This is a genomic window from Pseudomonas oryzihabitans, assembly GCF_006384975.1.
Classification (GTDB): Bacteria; Pseudomonadota; Gammaproteobacteria; order Pseudomonadales; family Pseudomonadaceae; genus Chryseomonas; species Chryseomonas psychrotolerans_B.
This window is the reverse complement of sequence record NZ_CP021645.1, coordinates 3,651,536-3,672,107: the sequence shown is the minus strand read 5'-3', so window position 1 is coordinate 3,672,107 and position 20,572 is coordinate 3,651,536. Positions and strand designations below refer to the sequence as shown.

Below are 20,572 nucleotides of genomic sequence, written 5' to 3'. Positions count from 1 at the left end.
CTCGCGAAACCGCTATCAAGTCCGGACGGAAGCTGCCGTTATCCCGGACTGAACTGCTAACCTTGCGCGCCTCCTTCCTACTCCATCCGGTGCGCATTTCGAGAGAGGCCTGCTATGGAAGACGTCATCGAACGCTTGCGTGAAGAAAACGAACCCGTCCCGGTGCCCCTGGAGCTGCCCGACGAAGACCTGCTGGTCGAGATCGAGGAAGAGCTGCTCATCAGCCTGCCGCCGGAATTCCGTGAGTTCCTGCTGACCGTCAGCGACGTGGTCTACGGCCGTATCGAGCCGGTCACCGTCACCGATCCGCAATCCCATACCTACTTGCCGGAAGTCGCTGCGACCGCCTGGGACGAGGGTCTGCCGCGAGAGTACATTCCCCTCTGTGCCAGCGAAGACGGCTACTATTGCGTCAGCCAGGAAGGCGAGGTACTGCTGTGGGAAGATGGCGACCTGACCGACGAATCCTGGGATTCGGTATGGGTCTGGGCCCGCGACGTCTGGTTGGAAAGCTGAACGACCCCGCCTCGTCTGGGTCTGGATAAGGCCATCATTCCGGAGGATGCGTCATGAGCACTCCCGTCGTCCTGATCACCGGCGCCGCGGGCGGCCTCGGCCGTGCCCTGGCGCAACGCTTCGCCCAGAGCCATTGGCGGGTCGCCGCGGCCGACCGCGATGCCGAGGGCCTGCACGGACTCAATGGCATCGTCGGCCTGGACTCCAGCGTCACCGCCGATCTCTCCAGCGCCGAGGGTTGTCGCAATCTGGTCAGCAAGGTGATGGCCCGTACCGGGCGCCTGGATGCCCTGATCAACGCAGCCGGTATCTGGCGTGAAGGCGAAGTGGAGACCTTCAGCGAGGAAGATTACGACCTGGTGATGGCGGTCAACCTCAAGTCGACCTTCTTCATGTGTTCGGCTGCCATTCCTTTCCTCAAGGAAAACCGCGGCGTCATCATCAATGTCGCCAGTGGCGCCGGTCGCCAGCCCATCGCCGGCGCTGCGGCCTATGGCGCGGCCAAGGCCGCGGTACGATTCTTTAGCCAGAATCTGGCCGTGGAGCTCGCCCGGGATGGGGTACGCGTCAATGCCGTCTCCCCTGGCGACATCGATACCCCCATGCTGGACTTCCAGGCCGCCCGCTATGGCAGCGGTGATCCCGCCGGCTATCGACGCAACCTGCTCAATCGCTATCCGCAAGGGGATACCGCACGCTTCATCCAGCCCGAGGAAGTGGCCGAGTTCGTCTATTTCCTCTGCCAACCCCAGGCGGCGGCCATCTCCGGTGCCGATTTGCCGATCGACTTCGGACTGTCGGCCGGTCGTTGACGGCTGTGACAGACGGCGCCGACGCACCGTCTACCGGTTTTATCCCTCAAGGATTCGCCCATGGAACCCGGCAACCACCAGTTGAGCATGACCATCCTGATGACCCCGGACCTGGCCAACTTTTCCGGCAAGGTCCACGGCGGCGCCCTGCTCAAGTACCTCGATGAGGTGGCCTACGCGTGCGCCAGCCGCTATGCCGGACGCTATGTGGTCACCCTGTCGGTGGACCAGGTGATCTTCCGCGAACCCATCCATGTCGGCGAGTTGGTGACCTTTCTGGCCTCGGTGAACTACACCGGCACCACATCGATGGAAATCGGCATCAAGGTCATCACCGAAAATATCCAGCAGCGCTCGGTACGCCATACCAACAGTTGCTTCTTCACCATGGTCGCCGTGGACGAAGATGGTAAATCCTGCCAGGTTCCCCAGCTCGAACCGGTAACGGCGGACGAGAAACGCCGCTGTGTACAGGCCCAACAGCGCCGGCAGATCCGCCGGGAACTGCAAGAGCGCTACCAGGCACTGAAGGAAACCTTTTGAGTTTTAGCGGCTAGGTCGCCGTCGTTCGACGGTTGCATTCGCACCTGGCAGGACAAGAGGATTTGCCCTGTCCATGAGCAAGCCATGGGCGAGTAGGACATCGCCCATGGCTTGCTTGGCAGCTTGGTTGACGCGAACCCGGTGCAGGCCAGGAGCTTCTTGGCCTAGCGGCGTTGGATCTTGAAGTTGAAGGTCTTGGTCGCCTTGCGCGGGACAATCTGGCCACCCGAGACGCGCGGCGCGAAGCGCCACTCACCGAGCACATCGAGTACCGCTCGCTCCAGTTGCTTGTTGGAAGCTTCCAGCACCTGGATGTCAGCCAACCGGCCATCGGCGGTAACGGTGAACATCACCCGCACCTCGCCACTAACACCGCGTCTACGCAGCATTTCCGGGTATTCCGGCGCCGTCATCTTGATCGGCCGGATATCGGCGTCGTCGAGACTACCGGTAGGAATGCCAGCGGTCTTCGGCGGACCGGCAGGCGCTGCTGCCGGGGCGGGCTGACTGGGCGCAGCCGTAGCAGCAGGCGCTGGAGTCGGCGACGGGGTGGCCTCAGCGGCCGGTTCCGGCGTGGGCTCGACCTTCTTTGGCAAAGGCTTCTGCTGGCTGTGCTCGACAGGCTTGGGTTTCGGCTTCGGTTTGGGCTTTTCCACCACCGGCTTGGGCGGCTCCACCGGTTTCGGCGGTTCCACGGGCTTAGGCGGCTCTGGTGGCGGTGGTTCAGGGTGCGGCGGCGGTGGAGCGGGCGGTGCCGGGGTGGGTGCTGGCGGCTCCGGTACCGGCTTGGGCAACTGGATGAAACTGACCTGCATGGGCTCGTCACCCTTGGCGATCTTCAGCTCCGGCGGGGCCTGAACCACGAAGAACAGTGCCGCGGCCATGCTGGCATGCATGATCAGCGACAAGGCGGACGCCAGGCCCCAACCCCGGCCGCGCGGCGGCTGCTCGCCTGGCTCGGCGGCCCCTACCGGCATCATGGCCGGCGTCACGATATCCTCGTGTCGCTCGGGCATGCGGAAAGACAGGATGGTCGCGGAGGGTTCGCCACGCTTGGCATTGACGCCGGCGACCGGCTCTACATCGGCCGTCAGCGCAGCCCTGACCGGGCCCTGAATGGACTCCACTTCATCACCCTCGGAACGCGCGGCAATGACGGTGGGTTCAGGCTTGGCAAGGGATGTTGGCGCCATGGGAGCTATACGCAGAGAAAGTAAATTTAATAATCATTATCATTAACTGGATAAATTTCGCAACCTCAAATGTCGCGAATGGTCTCGCGGATACGCTTTTCCAAGGCCTCTATATCCGGCATCTGCTCCAGAATCAGTTCCAGCCGGTTATCGCGGCGCCAGAGGGTCGGCTCCCAGTCGCCGGGATGCGCCAGACCGTTATAGGCCTGCCAGCCATCCAGCAGTTGCAGACAGGCTTTGAGCCGAACGAGACCCGGCAGCTCTGCCAATACCGCCAATAGCGCCGGTCCGTCGAAGCGGTGACGGGGATGCCAACGCCAACCAAGGGCATGATGTCCCTCCTGGGTACGACAGAAACGTAGCGGACGATTGGGCAGCAACAGCTCACGTGGCGTGGTATCCGCTGGCGGCTCGCTCAGCGCTCCTGCCAAGCCCTCGGCGGCAATTGCCTGCGGTAGGTCTTCCAGCGTGATCCGCCCCTGCTCGGTCCAATACAGCGGCCTGGTCTGCAAGGCTGAGGGTAGCGGCGAGCGATCCAATCCCTGGCTCTTGTTGAGCACGATAAGCCCAGCCTGCTCCAGCGCCTGCTGCTGAGCCTCTGGCAGAGACTGCCCTTCGAGCAAGTGCTGGGCATCCACTACCCAGACCAGGGGTTGCAGGGCCAGCACCCCGGTCCAGGGCGGCGCCTGGAGTTGTCGGAACAGACTGACGGGATGGCCCAGGCCGGAAGGCTCGATGAATAACCGTTGGGGCTGCGCCCGCCTAAGCAGTCGCGTCAAGGCCACCTGCAGGGGTACGCCCTGGACACAGCACAGGCAGCCCCCGGGAACCTCGGCGATACTAAGCCCCTCGTCGTCCTGGGTCATGAGCGCAGCGTCGATACCGACCTGGCCGAATTCATTGACCAGAATCGCCCACCGTTCAGCGCCGGGCCGCTGGGCGAACAACTGGCGGATCAGCGTCGTCTTGCCGGCACCCAGGGGACCGGCGATCACATGAGTCTTGATATCGGCTAGGCGCATGGCGAAAGGTCGAATGCTAGAGTGGCGTTTTTTGCGAAAGGCTGGCTGGAATGCGGCGACTATTGATCTCTTTGCTGCTGTTGCCTTCACTGGCGCTCGCCGACGCCTGCGTGATCCGCAGTCGCCAGGGCAGTGTGGACGTACAGATCTGCCAGAGCAATATCGACATCCCCGCCAAGCTATTCCGCGAGGGCTTCTGCCAGCCGCAACTCAAGGATCAACAAACCGAGGTGCGCTTCGTCGAGCGGTGTCCGGTAGGCGAGATCGGCATCTGCCAGGGGGCCCGCTCACCGGGCGTACCCTATCGGCAGGATATCCACTACTACGGGGTACCCGGGGACGGCCGCTTCCTAGCCATGGCCTGCACCCAGCAGAATCAGGGCACCTGGCGGGTACCCTGAAGTTCCACGTGGAACCTATTACTCCACCGTGACCGACTTGGCCAGGTTGCGCGGCTGATCCACGTCGGTGCCCTTGAACACGGCGACGTGATAGGACAGCAGCTGCAACGGGATGGTGTAGAGGATCGGTGACAGGGCATCGTGGATGTGCGGCATGGTCACGATGCGGGTACCTTCGCCGTCCTCGAAGCCGGCACGTTCGTCGGCGAAGACGATCAGCTGACCACCCCGAGCCCGTACCTCCTGCAGGTTGGACTTGAGCTTTTCCAGCAGCTCGTTGTTGGGCGCCACCGTCACCACCGGCATGTCGGCATCCACCAGGGCCAAGGGACCGTGCTTGAGTTCACCGGCCGGATAGGCCTCGGCGTGGATGTAAGAGATCTCCTTGAGCTTGAGTGCGCCTTCCATCGCCACCGGATATTGCTCGCCACGCCCGAGGAACAGCGTGTGGTGCTTCTCGGCGAAGGACTCCGCCAGCTTCTCCACGATCTTGTCCATGGCCAGGGCTTCGTCCAGCCGTGCCGGCAGACGGCGCAACTCGGAGACCAGTTCGGCTTCGATACCGGCATCCAGCCGCTGCTGGCAGCGTCCCAGGCTCAGGGTCAGCAGCAGCAGAGAAACCAACTGGGTGGTGAACGCCTTGGTGGAGGCTACGCCGATCTCCGGACCGGCCTGGGTCAGGAAGCTCAGCTGGGATTCGCGCACCAGGGAGCTGGTGGCTACGTTGCAGATCGCCAGGCTGCTCAGATAGCCGGACTGCTTGGCCATGCGCAGGGCGGCCAGGGTGTCGGCCGTCTCGCCGGACTGGGAGATGGTGACGAACAGGGTGTCCGGGCTGACGGCGACGCGGCGATAACGGAATTCGCTGGCCACTTCCACCTGGCAGGGAATCCCCACGTACTCTTCGATCCAGTAGCGCGCCACCGAGCCGGCATGGAAGCTGGTGCCGCAGGCGACGATCTGCACCTGGCGGACCTTGGCGAACAGCTCGGCTGCGCAAGGGCCAAAGGCCTCTGGCAAGACCTGACCATCGCCCAGCCGGCCTTCCAGGGTGCGCTGGACCACGCTGGGCTGCTCGTGGATCTCCTTGAGCATGAAGTGACGATAGGCGCCCTTGTCGGCGGCCTCGCTGCCTTCATGGTACTGCACCGTTTCCCGCTGCACCGGCTGGCCGTCGACGTCCCACAGGTTGACCTGATCCAGGCGGATCTCGGCGACGTCACCCTCTTCCAGATAGACGAAACGATCCGTCACCTGGCGCAAGGCCAACTGGTCGGAGGCCAGGTAGTTCTCACCCAGCCCCAGACCAATCACCAGGGGGCTGCCGCTACGGGTCGCCACCAGGCGATCCGGCTGATGCCGCCAGACCGCGGCCAGGCCATAGGCACCGTGCAGCTCCTTAACCGCTGCCTTCAGCGCCTTGGTCAGGTCGCCGCTGTCCTGCAGCTTGAGATGCAGCAGGTGAACGATGACCTCGGTGTCGGTCTGGGAGGTAAAGACATAGCCCTTCGCCTTGAGCTGGGTGCGCAAGGCTTCATGGTTTTCGATGATGCCGTTGTGCACCACGGCCACGTCACCCTGGGAGAAATGCGGGTGGGCATTGGCTTCGGTAGGCGCGCCATGGGTAGCCCAGCGGGTATGGGCAATGCCCAGGCGACCGGCCAGGGGGTCGGCGAGCAGACCCGCCTCCAGTTCGCTGACCTTGCCGATACGGCGCAGCCGCTGTAGCTCACCCTGGGCATCCAGCAGTGCCAGGCCGGCGCTGTCGTAGCCGCGGTACTCCAGGCGCTTGAGGCCCTCGACCAGAATGGCGGTGATGTTACGCTCGGCAATGGCGCCGACGATTCCACACATGCTTACCTCCCGTTGCCTGTCTTATCCACAGCGACATGACCGCGTCGACTGTGGATGACCTGATTGTCTAGTTTTCCACAGCGGCGCGGACGACCTGCACACCCTGCGTTTCGATTGCCTGAGCCGCCTCGGGCGGCAAACGGTCATCGGTAATGAGGACGTCCACCTTTTCCCAAGGTAGTTCCAGATTCGGAATTCGCCTGCCCAATTTGTCCGCTTCGGCCATGACCACCACCTCGCGCGCCACCTCGGCCATCACCCGCGATAGCGAGAGGTGTTCATTGAAGGTCGTGGTGCCCCGCTCGGGGTCAAGGCCATCGGCGCCGATGAACAACTGGTCGAAGTCGTAGGATCTCAGTACCTGCTCGGCCACCTGGCCCTGGAAGGATTCCGAGTGCGGATCCCAGGTCCCGCCGGTCATCAGCAGCATGGGCTCCTGCTCCAGCTCGCGCAGGGCCGTGGCTACCTGCAGGGAATTGGTCATGACCACCAGGCCGGGACGGCGGTCGAGCTGGGGGATCAGCGCGGCGGTCGTGCTGCCACAGTCGATGATGATCCGCGCATGTTCGCGCAGCCGCTGGGCAGCGGCCCGGGCGATGGCCTGCTTCCAGGGCGACGCCTGGGGCGGCACCTCGGCCAGTAGCTCCTGAGGCATGGCCACCGCACCGCCATAGCGACGCAAGAGCAGGCCATTGCGCTCGAGGGCGGCCAGGTCCTTGCGGATGGTCACCTCCGACGTCTCCAGCTGCCTGGCCAGTTCATCGACGCTCACCTCACCCTGCTGCTGGAGCTGGGCGAGGATGGCATGGCGGCGCTGAGCGGTATTACGACGCGTCATAAATTTCGATTCGAAAGATATTGGATCGAATCAAAACCTAATGACGAGCAGTCGTCAAGCCTTCGGTGCTTTTTTCGGTCGTTGCCAGCCGGTCTTGTTGACCTGGCGTGCCCGTCCCAAGGCCAGAGCTTCAGCCGGTACATCGGCAGTAATGACCGAACCTGCAGCCGTAGTAGCCCCCGCGCCCAGGGTGACTGGCGCTACCAGGGAGCTATTGGAGCCAACGAAGACATCCGCGCCTATTTCGGTTCGAAACTTATTGGCTCCGTCGTAGTTGCAGGTGATGGTGCCCGCTCCTATGTTGCTGCCTGGACCGATGCTGGCGTCACCCAGATAGGTGAGGTGGCCAGCCTTGGCGCCATCCTGTAGATGAGCGTTCTTCAGTTCGACGAAGTTACCCACATGAGCCTTGGCGCCCAGCTCGCTACCGGGCCGCAGCCGGGCGAAGGGCCCCACATCGGCGCCCTCTCCCACCACCACGCCATCCAGGTGGCTATTGGCCTTGATGATGGCACCGCGCTTGAGCACGCTGTCCTTAATCACGCAATTCGGACCGATGCTCACGCCCTCTTCCAGCACCACCCGGCCTTCCAAGATCACGTTGATATCGATGCAGACGTCCCGCCCGGCCTCGACCTGGCCGCGCTGATCGAAGCGCTGCGGATCCAGCAGGGTCACGCCTTGCAACATTAGGCGGTCGGCAGCGCGCTGCTGGAAATGACGCTCCAGTTGGGCCAGTTGCCGACGATCGTTGGCGCCCTGCACTTCCATGGCATCCGCTGGCTGGCTGGTGGCGATGGTCAGGCCATCCGCCACCGCCAGGGCGATGACGTCGGTCAGGTAGTACTCGCCCTGGGCATTGCTGTTGGACAACCGGCCCAGCCAATCCATCAGCCGCCAGCCCGGGACGGCAAGAATTCCGGTGTTGCCTTCGCGGATGGCGCGCTGGGCGTCGCTGGCATCCTTATGCTCGACGATGGCGGTCACCCGGCCCTCGGCATCACGGAGGATACGGCCATAGCCGGTGGGATCGTCCAGCTCCACCGTCAGCAGTGCCAGATGGTCATCATCCACCTGCTGCAGGAGACGCTGCAGGGTCTCGGTCTGGATCAGCGGCACATCACCGTAGAGGATCAACACCCGCTCCGCCGTCAACGCCGGCGCCGCCTGGGCCACCGCATGACCGGTACCGAGCTGTTCGGCCTGGAGCACGAAGCTCACGTCGTCCGCCGCCAGCTGCTGGCGAACCTGGTCGGCGCCGTGGCCGATCACGACGTGGATACCCACAGGTTCCAGCTCGCGGGCACGATCGAGGACATGTCCCAACATGCTGCGGCCAGCCACGGGATGCAGCACCTTGGGCAGGGTGGATCTCATACGGGTACCTTGGCCAGCGGCCAGGATGACGATTTCCAGGGACATCGGAACCTCGGGGACAAGGAGAAATGACAGGCTGGACGTTGGCCGGCAAGGCACCCCTGAACGCTGACCATCCAAAGGTTTTCGCGCAACTTTCCAGGTGGAAAAAGAAAAGGGTAGCCGAAGCTACCCTTGTCGTTACAGCTAACCTTGCGCTTAGCGCTTGGCTTGCCGCTTGAGCTGCTGGATGGTGCGCAGCTGGGCGGCGGCCTCGGCAAGTTGAGCGGCGGCAGCGGTGTAATCGAACTCCGTGCCCTTGTCGCTCAAGGCTGCCTCAGCGCGCTGCTTGGCTGCCACCGCGGCAGCTTCGTCGATGTCAGCGGCGCGACTGGCGGTGTCGGCCAGCACTTCGACGACATTCGGCTGCACTTCGAGGAAACCACCGGAGATGTAGAACACCTCCTCGGCGCCCCCTGCCTTGACCAGGCGGATGGGGCCCGGTTTCAGGTCGGTCAGCAGCGGCGCATGGCCCGGGGTAATACCCAGATCACCCAGGTGGCCGTGGGCGATGACCATCTCCACCGCTCCGGAGAAGATCTCTCCTTCCGCGCTGACGATGTCGCATTGGACTGTCTTGGCCATAGCGTGCCTCTAAGAGCGCCCGTCGCCGGGCGCGGCAGTTACAGTTTCTTGGCTTTCTCGATGGCTTCGTCGATGCTGCCGACCATGTAGAACGCCTGCTCGGGCAGGTGATCGTAGTCGCCGCGCAGAATCCCGGAGAAGCCGGCGATGGTGTCCTTGAGGGACACGTACTTGCCAGGCGAACCGGTGAAGACTTCGGCCACGAAGAACGGCTGGGACAGGAAGCGCTGGATCTTACGCGCGCGGGATACCAGCTGCTTGTCGGACTCGGACAGTTCGTCCATGCCCAGGATCGCGATGATGTCCTTCAGCTCCTTGTAGCGCTGCAGCACGTACTGGACGCCGCGAGCGGTGTCGTAGTGCTCCTGGCCGATCACGTTCGGGTCCAGCTGGCGCGAGGTGGAGTCCAGGGGATCGACTGCCGGGTAGATACCCAGGGAGGCGATGTCACGGGACAGAACCACGGTGGCGTCCAGGTGGGCGAAGGTGGTCGCCGGGGACGGGTCGGTCAAGTCATCCGCAGGGACGTAGACGGCCTGTACGGAGGTGATCGAACCCAGCTTGGTGGAGGTGATGCGCTCCTGCAGGACACCCATCTCCTCGGCCAGGGTCGGCTGGTAGCCCACCGCGGACGGCATACGACCCAGCAGCGCGGACACTTCGGTACCGGCCAGGGTGTAACGGTAGATGTTGTCGACGAACAGCAGGACGTCACGGCCTTCGTCACGGAATTTCTCGGCCATGGTCAGGCCGGTCAGGGCCACGCGCAGACGGTTGCCCGGCGGCTCGTTCATCTGGCCATAGACCAGGGCGACCTTGTCCAGAACGTTGGAATCCTTCATCTCGTGGTAGAAGTCGTTCCCTTCACGGGTACGCTCGCCCACGCCGGCGAACACGGAATAACCGCTGTGCTCGATGGCGATGTTACGGATGAGTTCCATCATGTTGACGGTCTTGCCCACGCCGGCGCCGCCGAACAGGCCGACCTTACCGCCCTTGGCGAAGGGGCAGACCAGGTCGATGACCTTGATGCCGGTTTCCAGCAGATCGTTACCACCGGCCTGCTCCGCATAGGACGGGGCCTTGCGGTGGATTTCCCAACGCTCTTCCTCGCCGATGGGACCGGCTTCGTCGATGGGGTTGCCCAGCACATCCATGATGCGACCGAGGGTCTTGACGCCGACCGGGACCTTGATGGCCTCGCCGGTGTTGCCCACGTCCAGGCCACGCTTGAGGCCTTCGGTGCTACCCATGGCGATGGTACGAACCACGCCGTCGCCCAGCTGCTGCTGAACTTCCAGGGTGGTTTCGGCACCCTGCACCTTGAGGGCGTCAAAGACGCGCGGTACCGCGTCGCGCGGGAATTCCACGTCGATCACGGCGCCGATGATTTGTACGATACGTCCGCTACTCATTTCGCGTTCCTCGAATGTTTAAGCTGTCCGTCAGACCGCGGCGGCGCCGCCGACGATTTCCGAAATTTCCTGGGTGATCGCAGCCTGGCGAGCCTTGTTGTAGACCAGCTGCAGCTCTTTGATGAGATCGCCAGCGTTGTCGGTGGCGTTCTTCATCGCGATCATCCGCGCGGCCTGTTCGCTGGCAGCGTTCTCGACCACGGCCTGGTACACCTGGGATTCCACGTAGCGCACCAGCAGACCGTCGAGCAGGGTCTTGGCGTCGGGCTCGTAGAGGTAGTCCCAATGCTTGCCTTGCAGCTCACCACCCTCGGTCGCAACCAGCGGCACCAGCTGCTGGATGGTCGGCTTCTGGGTCATGGTGTTGACGAAGACGTTGGACACCACGTACAGACGGTCGATACGGCCGTCCAGGTAGGCATCCAGCATCACCTTGATGCTGCCGATCAGATCGCCAATCGCCGGGGCTTCGCCGAGGTGGCTGATGGCCGCGACCACGTTGCCGCCGAAGCTGCGGAAGAAGGAGGCACCCTTGGCCCCGATCACCGCCAGATCGATTTCCACACCCTTGCCGCGCTGGTCGCTCATGTCGCGGACCAGAGCCTTGAACAGGTTAGTGTTCAGACCACCGGCCAGACCCCGATCGGAGCTGACCACGATGTAACCGACGCGCTTGACCTCGCGTTCCACCATGAAGGCATGGCGGTACTCGGGGTTGGCGTTGGCCAGGTGGCCGATCACAGCGCGGATGCGCTCGGCATAAGGCTTGCTGGCAGCCATGCGGGCCTGAGCCTTACGCATCTTGCTGACCGCAACCTTTTCCATGGCGCTGGTGATCTTCTGTGTGCTTTTGATGCTCGCGATCTTGCCGCGAATCTCTTTTGCGCCTGCCATGTGACACCTATCGGGTTGGCAAACGGGGGCTGGCGCCCCCGTCGCGGCTTACCAGGTTTGCGTGGCCTTGAACTTCTCGATTCCCGCCTTGATGCCGGCGTCGATCTCGTCGTTGAAGTCGCCCTTCACGTTGATCTTGGCCATCAGGTCGGCGTGATCGCGGTTGAAGTAGGCGATCAGGGCCTGCTCGAAGCTACCGATCTTGTCCAGGGATACGTCGCTCAGGAAACCACGCTCGGCGGCGTACAGGCTCAGGGACATCTCGGCGATGGACATGGGCGCGTACTGCTTCTGCTTCATCAGCTCGGTAACGCGCTGACCATGCTCGAGCTGCTTGCGGGTGGCTTCGTCCAGGTCCGAGGCGAACTGGGCGAAGGCCGCCAGTTCACGGTACTGGGCCAACGCGGTACGGATACCACCGGACAGCTTCTTGATGATCTTGGTCTGGGCCGCGCCACCCACACGGGATACCGAGACACCGGCGTTGACCGCCGGGCGGATGCCCGAGTTGAACAGGCCGGCTTCCAGGAAGATCTGGCCGTCGGTGATGGAGATCACGTTGGTCGGAACGAAGGCGGACACGTCGCCGGCCTGGGTCTCGATGATCGGCAGCGCGGTCAGCGAGCCGGTCTTGCCGGTCACGGCGCCGTTGGTGAACTTCTCGACGTAGTCGGCAGAGACGCGGGAAGCGCGCTCGAGCAGACGGCTGTGGAGATAGAACACGTCGCCGGGATAGGCTTCACGGCCCGGCGGACGACGCAGCAGCAGGGAGATCTGGCGATAGGCCACGGCCTGCTTGGACAGATCGTCATAGACGATCAGGGCGTCTTCACCGCGGTCGCGGAAGTATTCGCCCATGGTGCAACCCGAGTAGGGCGCCAGGAACTGCAGGGCAGCCGATTCGGACGCGCTGGCAGCCACCACGATGGTGTTCTGCAGGGCGCCGTTCTCTTCCAGCTTGCGCACCACGTTGGCGATGGTCGACTGCTTCTGACCGATGGCCACGTAGACGCAGCGGATGCCGCTGTTCTTCTGGTTGATGATGGCATCGATCGCCATGGCGGTCTTGCCGATCTGACGGTCACCAATGATCAGCTCACGCTGACCACGACCAACCGGGATCATGGCATCGACGGCCTTGTAGCCGGTTTGCACCGGCTGGTCGACCGACTGACGCCAGATCACGCCCGGTGCGACCTTCTCGACGGCGTCGGAGGCGCTGGCGTTCAGCGGACCCTTGCCATCGATGGGGTTGCCCAGGGCGTCGACAACGCGACCCAGCAGTTCCGGACCAACCGGGACTTCCAGGATGCGGCCGGTGCACTTGGCGCTCATGCCTTCGGCCAGACCCAGGTAGCTACCCAGGACCACGGCGCCGACGGAGTCCTGCTCCAGGTTCAGCGCCATGCCGTAGATGCCGCCGGGGAATTCGATCATTTCGCCGTACATGACGTCGGCCAGACCGAAAATGCGCACGATACCGTCGGACACGCTGACGATGGTGCCTTCGTTGCGGGCTTGCGAGGTCACGTCGAGTTTTTCGATGCGACCCTTGATGATTTCACTAATTTCGGAAGGATTGAGTTGCTGCATGCTACTGCCCCTTCAAACTCAAGGTTTCAACGCTTCGGCCAGTTGCGCGAGCTTGCCGCGAACGGAGCCATCGATTACCAAGTCGCCGGCGCGGATAACCACACCACCGATCAGGCTCGCATCCTCGGATGCATTTAGTCGCACCTGGCGACCTAGCCTTGCGCTGAGAGCCTTGGCGAGTTTGTCTTGCTGTTCTTCGCTCAGGGCGAAAGCACTGGTGACTTCCGCCTCGATGGATTTTTCCTGCTCGGCCTTGTACGCCTCGTAGATCTCGGCGATGGCCGGGAACAGGTCGATCCGGTTGTTTTCTGCCACGGTCCGAACGAAGTTCTGGGACTGTGCATCCAGCTGATCGCCACATACGTCGATGAGCAATCCGGCCTTGGCTTCCGCGGTCAACTGCGGCTGCTGAAGCAGCTGGCGCACGGTCCCGTCCTGGGATACCGCGGCGAGCAGCCCAAGCGCGGCCGACCACTGGGTCAGCTGCTGCTGGGCCTGTGCGAACTCGAAAGCCGCCTTGGCATAGGGCCGGGCCAGCGTGTTCAGTTCTGCCATTGGTGGCCTCGCTTAGATTTCCGCTGCCAGTCGGTCGACCAACTGGGCATGAGCATTGGCATCAACGGTCGATCCGAGGATCTTCTCGGCGCCGGCCACGGCCAGCAGACCGACGCGAGCACGCAGGGCGTCCTTCGCGCTGTTGATTTCCTGCTCGATTTCAGCCTGAGCCTGCGCCTTGATCCGCTCGCCTTCAACACGGGCCTTGGCCTGTGCGTCTTCGACGATCTGGGCGGCACGCTTGTTGGCTTGCTCGATGATCTCGGCTGCCTGGCCTTTGGCTTCGCTCACTTTCTGGTTGGCTTGCTGCTGTGCCACTTCCAGATCACGAGCCGCGCGGTTGGCAGCGTCAAGGCCATCGGCAATCTTCTTCTCACGCTCACGCAGCGCCGAGATGATCGGCGGCCAAACGTACTTCATGCAGAAGAGCACGAAGATGAAGAAGGCAACGGACTGGCCTATCAGGGTTGCATTAATGTTCACGCCAACACCTCGCTCGTTCGTTGTCCATCAGTCCTGCCTACACCCCTGGGGGTGATCAGCCGGCGATCTGACCAACGAAGGGGTTAGCGAAGGTGAAGAACAGGGCGATACCAACACCGATCATGGTCACGGCGTCGAGCAGACCGGCGACGATGAACATCTTGACCTGCAGCATCGGAACCATTTCCGGCTGACGAGCGGCGCCTTCGAGGAACTTGCCACCCAGCAGACCGAAGCCAATGGCGGTACCCAGAGCGCCCAGGCCAATCAGCAGAGCAACGGCGATCGCGGTCAAACCAACTACAGTTTCCATTTTTCCTCCCGACTTTTTTAGTCGTCTTGGTTAAGGTTGAAGCGAAAGAGTTTTCCCAAGTCCCCCGGTGGACAGGGCCCCCCGGGACTCACGACAGAACCGCCCGCAGACACCGTCAGTAGCGTCCGCGGGCCATTCCTCAGTGACTTTCTTCGTGCGCCATCGACAGGTAGACGATGGTCAGCATCATGAAGATGAAGGCCTGCAGGACGATGATCAGGATGTGGAACACCGCCCACGCCCACTGCAGCACGATCCCCAGACCACCCAGCGCCAGACCGTTGGCGAACATGATGGCGATGAGGATGAAGATCAGCTCGCCAGCATACAGGTTGCCGAACAGTCGCAGGGCCAGGGAAATCGGCTTGGCGACCAGGGTGACGAATTCGAGCAGGAAGTTGATCGGGATCAGCAGGATCTGTACCAGGGTGTTCTTGCTGCTGAACGGATGTAGGGTGAGTTCGCCGACAAAGCCGCCGATACCCTTGATCTTGATGCTGTAGAACAGGATCAGGGCGAACACCGACAGAGCCATGCCCAAGGTGGCATTCGGATCGGTGGTGGGCACGACGCGGAAGTAGGTATGGTCGCCACCAATGGCCATGGCCAGCATCGGCAGCCAGTCCACCGGCACCAGGTCCATCATGTTCATCAGGAAGATCCAGACGAAGATGGTCAAAGCCAGGGGGGCGATCAAATCGTTCTTGCCATGGAAGGTATCGCGGACGCTACCGTCGACGAACTCGACCAGGACCTCGACCAGGCTCTGCAGGCGACCAGGTTGGCCACTGGTGGCCTTCTTGGCGATGCTGCGGAAGAAGAGCAGGAAGATCACGCCCAAACCGACCGACCAGCCCAGGGTATCCAGGTTGAAGGCCCAGAAGCCCATGGCCTTGGCCTCGGCGGGGGTGTGGGCCAGGGTCCAGCCTCTCACCGGATCCAGACCAAAGGTCATGTTCTGCAGGTGGTGCTGGATGTAAGCCGAAGCGGAGTCTGCTGCCATGTGTGCCTCGAATGCCTTTAAGGTCTAGTCGGTTTTTTCAATAGCAGGGGTGCGCCGGCATTGACCATCAGCGTCAACAGGTAGACGCCGAACAGTGCAGGAGCCGAAAGCGGTTTTACCCCGGCAAACGTCAGTGCAAAGAGCACTGCCGTGAGAATCAGTTTGCCCGCCTCGCCCGAATAGAAAGAACGGACGATGTCTTGGGCGGCGTGGGCGCCGCGGTAGCGGAACGCCTTGAACGAAAAATACAGGTTGGGCAGCCAGGCAATCAGCCCGCCCAACAATCCGGAATACCCGGCGACCTTACCGACGAAGCAAAACAAGACAACGGCGGCACATAACGCGACCACCAGTTGGACGAGCAGCAGGCGAAAGGCAGGCTGATGATGGAAAGGCAGGCGTTTGGGCGTGCGGCGGTCCATCGGCTCGAAGTCCTCTGGTGTCGGCTTAATAGTTGTTTTCACTGGCATGCTTTGTGCCGACAAAAAGCGGGCAAAGTATAGGGGCGCGCCAGGGGTGGTTCAAGCCACCCCGGACAGATTGCGGCCCAGGCTGACAGCCATTTGTGTCAGCGAATGTGCGCCAGTACGCCTTGAAGTTCGTCCAAAGAGGTATAGCGGATCACCAACTGGCCCTTGCCCTTCTCGCCATGGCGAATCTGTACGTTGGCGCCTAAACGCTCGGCCAGACGCTGCTCCAGGCGGCTGATATCGGGATCCACCACGGGAACCTTTTCACTGGACTCCGCTCCGCTGAGCCATTGGCGCACCAGGGCCTCGGTCTGACGGACCGTCAGGCCGCGTGCGACAACGTGCCGCGCCCCTTCGGCCTGGCGTGCCTTCGGCAGACCGAGCAAGGCGCGGGCGTGGCCCATTTCCAGCTCGCCCTTGGCCAACAGTTCCTTGGCCTCCTCGGCCAGCGCCAGCAGACGCAGCAGGTTGGTGACCCCCGAGCGCGACTTGCCGACGGCCTCGGCCACCTGCGCCTGGGTCAGTTCGAATTCGTCCTGCAGCCGCTGCAGGGCCATGGCCTCTTCCAGCGGATTGAGATTCTGTCGCTGGATGTTCTCGATCAGCGCCAGGGCGATGGCCACCTGATCGGGCACATCACGGACCAATGCGGGAATACGCTCCAGACCGGCTTGCTGGCTGGCGCGCCAGCGGCGCTCGCCAGCGATGATCTCGTAGCGACCCTCGCCGATGGCGCGCACCACGATGGGCTGCATCAGGCCCTGGACCCGAATGGAATTGGCCAGCTCTTCCAGGGCGACCGGATCCATGTGCCGGCGGGGCTGGTACTTGCCGCGCTGGATGATATCCACCGGCAGCGATTGCAATTCGCTGACCGGGGTGGCGGCAGCCTGTTCCTGCAGGACCTTGACGCTGGCGCCACCGAGTAGGGCATCGAGGCCGCGGCCCAGTCCTCGTTTCTTCACAGCCATGGGAATTCCTTAGGCAGTCTTGGCGGTACGAGCCGCCTTGCGCTGACGTTTGACCAGCTCACTGGCCAGTTCCAGATAGGCCGCGGCCCCCTTCGAGCTCTTGTCGTAGACCAGCACGGGCATACCGTAGCTGGGGGCTTCGGCCAGGCGGACGTTGCGCGGAATGATGGTTTCGTACAATTCATCGCCGAAATGCTGCTTGAGCTGGGCGGCGACGTCGTTGGCCAGGCCGATGCGCGGATCGAACATGGTGCGCAGCAGGCCCTCTATCTTCAACTGCGGATTCAGCCGCTGGGCGATGTGCTGGATGCTGCCGATCAGGTCGGTCAGGCCTTCCAGGGCGAAGTATTCGCACTGCATGGGGATGATCACGCCATCGGCGGCCACCAGCCCGTTGATGGTCAGCATCGATAGCGACGGCGGGCAATCGATGAGCACGTAGTCGTAGTTGTCCCGCACCGGGGCCAGGGCGTCGCGCAAGCGGCTTTCGCGGCCAGGCAGTTCCAGCAGTTCGACCTCTGCGGCGGTGACGTCGCGGTTCGAGGGCAGCAGCTGGTAGCCGCCGTGTTCGGAGAAGTGCATGGCGTCCAGCAGGCCGCAACCGCCGGTGAGCACGTCGAGTACCGAATGCTCCAGGGCGTGCTTGTCCACCCCGCTGCCCATGGTGGCGTTACCCTGGGGATCGAGGTCGATCAACAGCACCTTGCGCCGGTTGGTGGCGGCCAGGGAAGCGGCGAGATTGATGCACGTCGTGGTCTTGCCCACCCCGCCCTTCTGGTTGGCTATCGCGTAAACCTTGGCCATGTACCGCCTTACCCCTCTCCAATCGTGCGGCGCAGTATCAGCAAGTGCCGCTGGCCTTGGCAACCGGGAACCGCGAGGACGTGCGCCGCCGCAACCCGGAAGTCCGCTGGTAGCTTGGCCAGTTCGTCGTCGGGGTGCAGCCCCTTCATCGCCAGCCACTGTGTTTGGTCGTCGCCCAGGTGCCGCGTCCAGTTGGCGAAGTCATCGATGGCGCTGAACGCCCGCGAGACGATGCCGGTGAAGGGCGCGGCCGGCTGGAAGGCCTCGACGCGGCCGTGGACCACCTCGAGATTGGCCAGGCCCAGCTCGATCTTGGCCTGGGTCAGGAAGCGCGTCTTCTTGCCGTTGCTGTCGAGCAGGGTGAAGCGCGAATCGGGAAAGAGGATCGCCAGGGGGATGCCCGGCATGCCACCGCCGCTGCCGACGTCCAGCCAATTCCCTGCGGTAACGTAGGGAACGATGCTGAGGCTGTCGAGCAGATGCCGCGAGACCATTTCGTCCGGATCGCGCACCGCGGTGAGGTTGTAGGCCTTGTTCCACTTGACCAACAGGTCCAGGTAACCCAGCAGGCGCTCTTCCACCTCGGCGGAGAGCGCCACGCCCAGGGTCTCGGCGCCCTGGCGCAGTTCCTTGGCTTGGATCGCGCTGGCCATCAGGCGCTGTGCTCCAGGCTGCGACCGGCGCTGCGCTTCTTCAGGTGGATCAGCAGCAGCGAGACCGCCGCCGGGGTGACCCCGGGAATGCGCGAAGCCTGGCCCAGCGTCTCGGGACGAGCCTGGGCCAGCTTGTGCTGGATCTCCTTGGACAGGCCGGAGATGCCGGCGTAGTCGAGCTCGGCGGGCAGCGCCACGGCATCGCTGGCGCGCAGGCGCTGGATCTCGTCCTGCTGGCGATCGATGTAGCCGGCGTACTTGGTCTTGATCTCGATCTGCTCGGCGACCTGGGCCTCGGCCGGCGTCTCGCCCACCGCGTCCATCAGGCCGGCGTAGTCGATCTCCGGACGGGCCAGCAGGTTCTGCAGGTTGTATTCGTGGTTGAGCGGGGCGCCGAAGCGTTCGGCCACCGCAGTGCCCTGGGGCGTGCCCGGACGAATCCAGGTCGCCTTGAGACGTTGTTCTTCCAGAGCGATGCCTTCGCGCTTGGCTTCGAACAGCGCCCAGCGCTGGTCGTCCACCAGACCCAGCTCGCGGCCCTTCTCGGTCAGGCGCAGGTCGGCGTTGTCCTCGCGCAGGATCAACCGGTACTCGGCGCGCGAGGTGAACATCCGGTAGGGCTCCTGGGTACCCAGGGTGATGAGGTCGTCCACCAGCACGCCGAGGTAGGCCTCGTCACGGCGCGGACACCAGGCCTCGCGACCCTGGGCGCGCAGCGCGGCATTGGCACCGGCCAGCAGACCCTGGGCACCGGCCTCTTCGTAACCCGTGGTGCCGTTGATCTGGCCGGCGAAGAACAGCCCGGCGATGACCTTGGTTTCCAGGCTGTACTTGAGATCCCGCGGATCGAAGAAATCGTATTCGATGGCGTAGCCGGGCCGCAGGATGTGGGCGTTCTCCATGCCGCGCATGGAGCGCACCACCTCGAGCTGCACATCGAAGGGCAGCGAGGTGGAGATGCCGTTGGGATAGAGCTCGTGGGTGGTCAGGCCCTCGGGCTCAAGGAAGACCTGATGGCTGTCCTTGTCGGCGAAGCGGTGGATCTTGTCTTCGATGGACGGGCAGTAGCGCGGCCCCACCCCTTCGATCACGCCCGAGTACATCGGCGATCTATCCAGGTTGGCACGGATGATGTCGTGGGTGCGGGCGTTGGTGTGGGTGATCCAGCAGCTGACCTGGGCGGGATGCTGCTCGCGATTGCCGAGGAAGGACATCACCGGCAGCGGCGTATCCCCCGGCTGCTCGGTCATCACCGAGAAATCCACCGAACGGCCGTCGATGCGCGGCGGCGTGCCGGTCTTCAACCGGGAGACGCGCAACGGCAATTCACGCAGGCGCTGAGCCAGGGCGATGGCCGGCGGATCTCCTGCTCGTCCACCGCTGTGGTTCTGCAGACCTATGTGGATAAGACCACCGAGGAAGGTCCCCGCAGTCAATACCACGTTGTCGGCATGGAATTTCAGGCCCATCTGGGTAATCACGCCAGCGACGCGGTCGCCCTCGACGATGAGGTCGTCGCAGGCCTGCTGGAATATCCACAGGTTCGGCTGGTTTTCCAGGGTGTAGCGAATGGCGGCCTTATACAGCACGCGATCGGCCTGGGCGCGGGTAGCACGCACGGCAGGGCCCTTGCGGCTGTTGAGAATGCGGAACTGGATGCCGGCGAGATCCGTCGCCGCGGCCATGGCGCCGCCCAGGGCATCGATCTCCTTGACCAGATGGCTCTTGCCGATGCCGCCGATGGCGGGGTTGCAGCTCATCTGGCCGAGAGTTTCCACATTATGCGTGAGCAGCAGGGTACGCACCCCCATGCGGGCGGCCGCCAGGGCCGCTTCGGTACCGGCATGGCCGCCGCCGATCACGATGACGTCGAAACGGGAAGGAAAGTCCACCACGCACCTCGTGCCTGTTGGCAGGAATTCAAAGGAAAGCCGGCAAGTATAAGGCTTGGACCCGGCTTGCAGAAGGGGCTCTGGCCAAAAAATGACCAGTCGGCGGCGGAGACACCCAATATAAACAATAGGGAAGAAATGTTTAAAAGGACTGATATAGAGCTTATGTATATGCAGGCCCTTCGCTGTGGATAAGCTTATGTAGCCCTTGTCAGCTCTGGGCTGGGGACAACTTGAACCTAGTGTGTGTCCTGTGCTGTGGATGAATACAAGCTCTCAGCATCCTGTGGAGCCTTTACTGGCTTATCCACAGCGGCAGCCATGAACCGGTCATGCACCGATTTAT

The 20,572-nt window shown here is 63.1% G+C and carries 22 protein-coding genes; 4 read left to right on the top strand and 18 right to left on the bottom strand.

Translation table 11 applies throughout. The features are described from left to right. Positions 1 to 114: 114 nt before the first annotated feature. The 3 genes from CCZ28_RS16560 to CCZ28_RS16550 are packed head-to-tail and all read left to right on the top strand — an operon-like array spanning position 115 to position 1,871. Complete coding sequence (locus CCZ28_RS16560; RefSeq protein WP_140219720.1) at positions 115 to 516, top strand: SMI1/KNR4 family protein; 402 nt, start codon at positions 115 to 117, stop codon at positions 514 to 516. Positions 517 to 569: 53 nt separating this feature from the next. Next, complete coding sequence (locus tag CCZ28_RS16555; RefSeq protein WP_058783812.1) at positions 570 to 1,328, top strand: SDR family NAD(P)-dependent oxidoreductase; 759 nt, start codon at positions 570 to 572, stop codon at positions 1,326 to 1,328. Positions 1,329 to 1,388: 60 nt separating this feature from the next. Beyond that, positions 1,389 to 1,871, top strand: a complete 483-nt coding sequence (locus CCZ28_RS16550; RefSeq protein ID WP_140219717.1) for an acyl-CoA thioesterase — start codon at positions 1,389 to 1,391, stop codon at positions 1,869 to 1,871. A 164-nt stretch (positions 1,872 to 2,035) separates the two neighbouring features. Here CCZ28_RS16550 and CCZ28_RS16545 read toward each other — a convergent pair whose 3' ends face one another. Beyond that, positions 2,036 to 3,064, bottom strand: coding sequence for an energy transducer TonB (locus CCZ28_RS16545; RefSeq protein ID WP_240795172.1), 1,029 nt, complete (start codon positions 3,062 to 3,064; stop codon positions 2,036 to 2,038). A gap of 65 nt (positions 3,065 to 3,129) precedes the next feature. Beyond that, the gene (locus CCZ28_RS16540; RefSeq protein ID WP_140219715.1) at positions 3,130 to 4,086 is read right to left on the bottom strand and encodes a CobW family GTP-binding protein; all 957 of its coding nucleotides are present in this window, start codon (positions 4,084 to 4,086) and stop codon (positions 3,130 to 3,132) included. Between the two features lie 50 nt (positions 4,087 to 4,136). Here CCZ28_RS16540 and CCZ28_RS16535 point away from each other — a divergent pair, with 50 nt between their 5' ends. Then, a complete protein-coding gene (locus CCZ28_RS16535) occupies positions 4,137 to 4,487 on the top strand; it encodes an NADH:ubiquinone oxidoreductase (protein ID WP_140219713.1) in 351 nt (116 codons plus the stop codon). An 18-nt stretch (positions 4,488 to 4,505) separates the two neighbouring features. On the opposite strand, the gene glmS is transcribed toward CCZ28_RS16535, so the two are convergent. The 16 genes from glmS to mnmG form a co-directional block, all read right to left on the bottom strand. Beyond that, a complete protein-coding gene (gene glmS / locus CCZ28_RS16530; protein ID WP_140219711.1) occupies positions 4,506 to 6,341 on the bottom strand; it encodes a glutamine--fructose-6-phosphate transaminase (isomerizing) in 1,836 nt (611 codons plus the stop codon). 67 nt (positions 6,342 to 6,408) lie between these two features. Beyond that, positions 6,409 to 7,200: a DeoR/GlpR family DNA-binding transcription regulator gene (locus tag CCZ28_RS16525; protein ID WP_437179230.1), complete on the bottom strand. Its 792-nt coding sequence runs from the start codon at positions 7,198 to 7,200 to the stop codon at positions 6,409 to 6,411. Between the two features lie 33 nt (positions 7,201 to 7,233). After that, the gene (glmU, locus tag CCZ28_RS16520) at positions 7,234 to 8,601 is read right to left on the bottom strand and encodes a bifunctional UDP-N-acetylglucosamine diphosphorylase/glucosamine-1-phosphate N-acetyltransferase GlmU (RefSeq protein WP_140219708.1); all 1,368 of its coding nucleotides are present in this window, start codon (positions 8,599 to 8,601) and stop codon (positions 7,234 to 7,236) included. Positions 8,602 to 8,754: 153 nt separating this feature from the next. Further along, entirely contained in the window at positions 8,755 to 9,180 is a 426-nt protein-coding gene (locus tag CCZ28_RS16515; RefSeq protein ID WP_140219706.1) for a F0F1 ATP synthase subunit epsilon, read from the bottom strand. Positions 9,181 to 9,218: 38 nt separating this feature from the next. Further along, positions 9,219 to 10,595: a F0F1 ATP synthase subunit beta gene (atpD, locus tag CCZ28_RS16510; RefSeq protein WP_140219704.1), complete on the bottom strand. Its 1,377-nt coding sequence runs from the start codon at positions 10,593 to 10,595 to the stop codon at positions 9,219 to 9,221. A gap of 30 nt (positions 10,596 to 10,625) precedes the next feature. Beyond that, a complete protein-coding gene (gene atpG, locus CCZ28_RS16505; RefSeq protein ID WP_058761371.1) occupies positions 10,626 to 11,489 on the bottom strand; it encodes a F0F1 ATP synthase subunit gamma in 864 nt (287 codons plus the stop codon). A 48-nt stretch (positions 11,490 to 11,537) separates the two neighbouring features. Beyond that, positions 11,538 to 13,082, bottom strand: coding sequence for a F0F1 ATP synthase subunit alpha (gene atpA / locus CCZ28_RS16500; protein ID WP_140219701.1), 1,545 nt, complete (start codon positions 13,080 to 13,082; stop codon positions 11,538 to 11,540). An 18-nt stretch (positions 13,083 to 13,100) separates the two neighbouring features. Further along, positions 13,101 to 13,637: a F0F1 ATP synthase subunit delta gene (locus CCZ28_RS16495; RefSeq protein ID WP_140219699.1), complete on the bottom strand. Its 537-nt coding sequence runs from the start codon at positions 13,635 to 13,637 to the stop codon at positions 13,101 to 13,103. A 12-nt stretch (positions 13,638 to 13,649) separates the two neighbouring features. Further along, positions 13,650 to 14,120, bottom strand: coding sequence for a F0F1 ATP synthase subunit B (locus CCZ28_RS16490; protein ID WP_059228655.1), 471 nt, complete (start codon positions 14,118 to 14,120; stop codon positions 13,650 to 13,652). Between the two features lie 55 nt (positions 14,121 to 14,175). Next, positions 14,176 to 14,433, bottom strand: coding sequence for a F0F1 ATP synthase subunit C (atpE, locus tag CCZ28_RS16485; protein ID WP_003097235.1), 258 nt, complete (start codon positions 14,431 to 14,433; stop codon positions 14,176 to 14,178). Between the two features lie 139 nt (positions 14,434 to 14,572). After that, positions 14,573 to 15,436, bottom strand: coding sequence for a F0F1 ATP synthase subunit A (atpB, locus tag CCZ28_RS16480; RefSeq protein ID WP_058761367.1), 864 nt, complete (start codon positions 15,434 to 15,436; stop codon positions 14,573 to 14,575). Positions 15,437 to 15,453: 17 nt separating this feature from the next. Next, the gene (locus CCZ28_RS16475; protein WP_140219697.1) at positions 15,454 to 15,858 is read right to left on the bottom strand and encodes a F0F1 ATP synthase subunit I; all 405 of its coding nucleotides are present in this window, start codon (positions 15,856 to 15,858) and stop codon (positions 15,454 to 15,456) included. A gap of 146 nt (positions 15,859 to 16,004) precedes the next feature. Then, positions 16,005 to 16,877, bottom strand: a complete 873-nt coding sequence (locus tag CCZ28_RS16470; protein WP_140219695.1) for a ParB/RepB/Spo0J family partition protein — start codon at positions 16,875 to 16,877, stop codon at positions 16,005 to 16,007. A 9-nt stretch (positions 16,878 to 16,886) separates the two neighbouring features. Continuing rightward, on the bottom strand, positions 16,887 to 17,681 hold the full coding sequence (locus tag CCZ28_RS16465) for a ParA family protein (protein ID WP_140219693.1): 795 nt from the start codon (positions 17,679 to 17,681) through the stop codon (positions 16,887 to 16,889). An 8-nt stretch (positions 17,682 to 17,689) separates the two neighbouring features. After that, on the bottom strand, positions 17,690 to 18,334 hold the full coding sequence (gene rsmG / locus CCZ28_RS16460; protein ID WP_140219692.1) for a 16S rRNA (guanine(527)-N(7))-methyltransferase RsmG: 645 nt from the start codon (positions 18,332 to 18,334) through the stop codon (positions 17,690 to 17,692). Then, positions 18,334 to 20,226, bottom strand: a complete 1,893-nt coding sequence (gene mnmG, locus CCZ28_RS16455; RefSeq protein ID WP_140219690.1) for a tRNA uridine-5-carboxymethylaminomethyl(34) synthesis enzyme MnmG — start codon at positions 20,224 to 20,226, stop codon at positions 18,334 to 18,336. Before mnmG ends, rsmG begins: the two co-directional genes overlap by 1 nt. Positions 20,227 to 20,572: the final 346 nt, after the last annotated feature.

Bases quoted from the DNA above. Each gene is read 5' to 3' on its own strand.
- atpD (WP_140219704.1), bottom strand. From the start codon at position 10,595: ATGAGTAGCGGACGTATCGTACAAATCATCGGCGCCGTGATCGACGTG.
- CCZ28_RS16555 (WP_058783812.1), top strand. From the start codon at position 570: ATGAGCACTCCCGTCGTCCTGATCACCGGCGCCGCGGGCGGCCTCGGC.
- CCZ28_RS16550 (WP_140219717.1), top strand. From the start codon at position 1,389: ATGGAACCCGGCAACCACCAGTTGAGCATGACCATCCTGATGACCCCG.
- CCZ28_RS16545 (WP_240795172.1), bottom strand. From the start codon at position 3,064: ATGGCGCCAACATCCCTTGCCAAGCCTGAACCCACCGTCATTGCCGCG.
- CCZ28_RS16465 (WP_140219693.1), bottom strand. From the start codon at position 17,681: ATGGCCAAGGTTTACGCGATAGCCAACCAGAAGGGCGGGGTGGGCAAG.
- glmU (WP_140219708.1), bottom strand. From the start codon at position 8,601: ATGTCCCTGGAAATCGTCATCCTGGCCGCTGGCCAAGGTACCCGTATG.
- atpE (WP_003097235.1), bottom strand. From the start codon at position 14,433: ATGGAAACTGTAGTTGGTTTGACCGCGATCGCCGTTGCTCTGCTGATT.
- rsmG (WP_140219692.1), bottom strand. From the start codon at position 18,334: ATGGCCAGCGCGATCCAAGCCAAGGAACTGCGCCAGGGCGCCGAGACC.
- atpA (WP_140219701.1), bottom strand. From the start codon at position 13,082: ATGCAGCAACTCAATCCTTCCGAAATTAGTGAAATCATCAAGGGTCGC.
- CCZ28_RS16475 (WP_140219697.1), bottom strand. From the start codon at position 15,858: ATGGACCGCCGCACGCCCAAACGCCTGCCTTTCCATCATCAGCCTGCC.
- CCZ28_RS16515 (WP_140219706.1), bottom strand. From the start codon at position 9,180: ATGGCCAAGACAGTCCAATGCGACATCGTCAGCGCGGAAGGAGAGATC.
- CCZ28_RS16540 (WP_140219715.1), bottom strand. From the start codon at position 4,086: ATGCGCCTAGCCGATATCAAGACTCATGTGATCGCCGGTCCCCTGGGT.
- CCZ28_RS16470 (WP_140219695.1), bottom strand. From the start codon at position 16,877: ATGGCTGTGAAGAAACGAGGACTGGGCCGCGGCCTCGATGCCCTACTC.
- atpB (WP_058761367.1), bottom strand. From the start codon at position 15,436: ATGGCAGCAGACTCCGCTTCGGCTTACATCCAGCACCACCTGCAGAAC.
- CCZ28_RS16560 (WP_140219720.1), top strand. From the start codon at position 115: ATGGAAGACGTCATCGAACGCTTGCGTGAAGAAAACGAACCCGTCCCG.
- CCZ28_RS16535 (WP_140219713.1), top strand. From the start codon at position 4,137: ATGCGGCGACTATTGATCTCTTTGCTGCTGTTGCCTTCACTGGCGCTC.
- CCZ28_RS16495 (WP_140219699.1), bottom strand. From the start codon at position 13,637: ATGGCAGAACTGAACACGCTGGCCCGGCCCTATGCCAAGGCGGCTTTC.
- atpG (WP_058761371.1), bottom strand. From the start codon at position 11,489: ATGGCAGGCGCAAAAGAGATTCGCGGCAAGATCGCGAGCATCAAAAGC.
- glmS (WP_140219711.1), bottom strand. From the start codon at position 6,341: ATGTGTGGAATCGTCGGCGCCATTGCCGAGCGTAACATCACCGCCATT.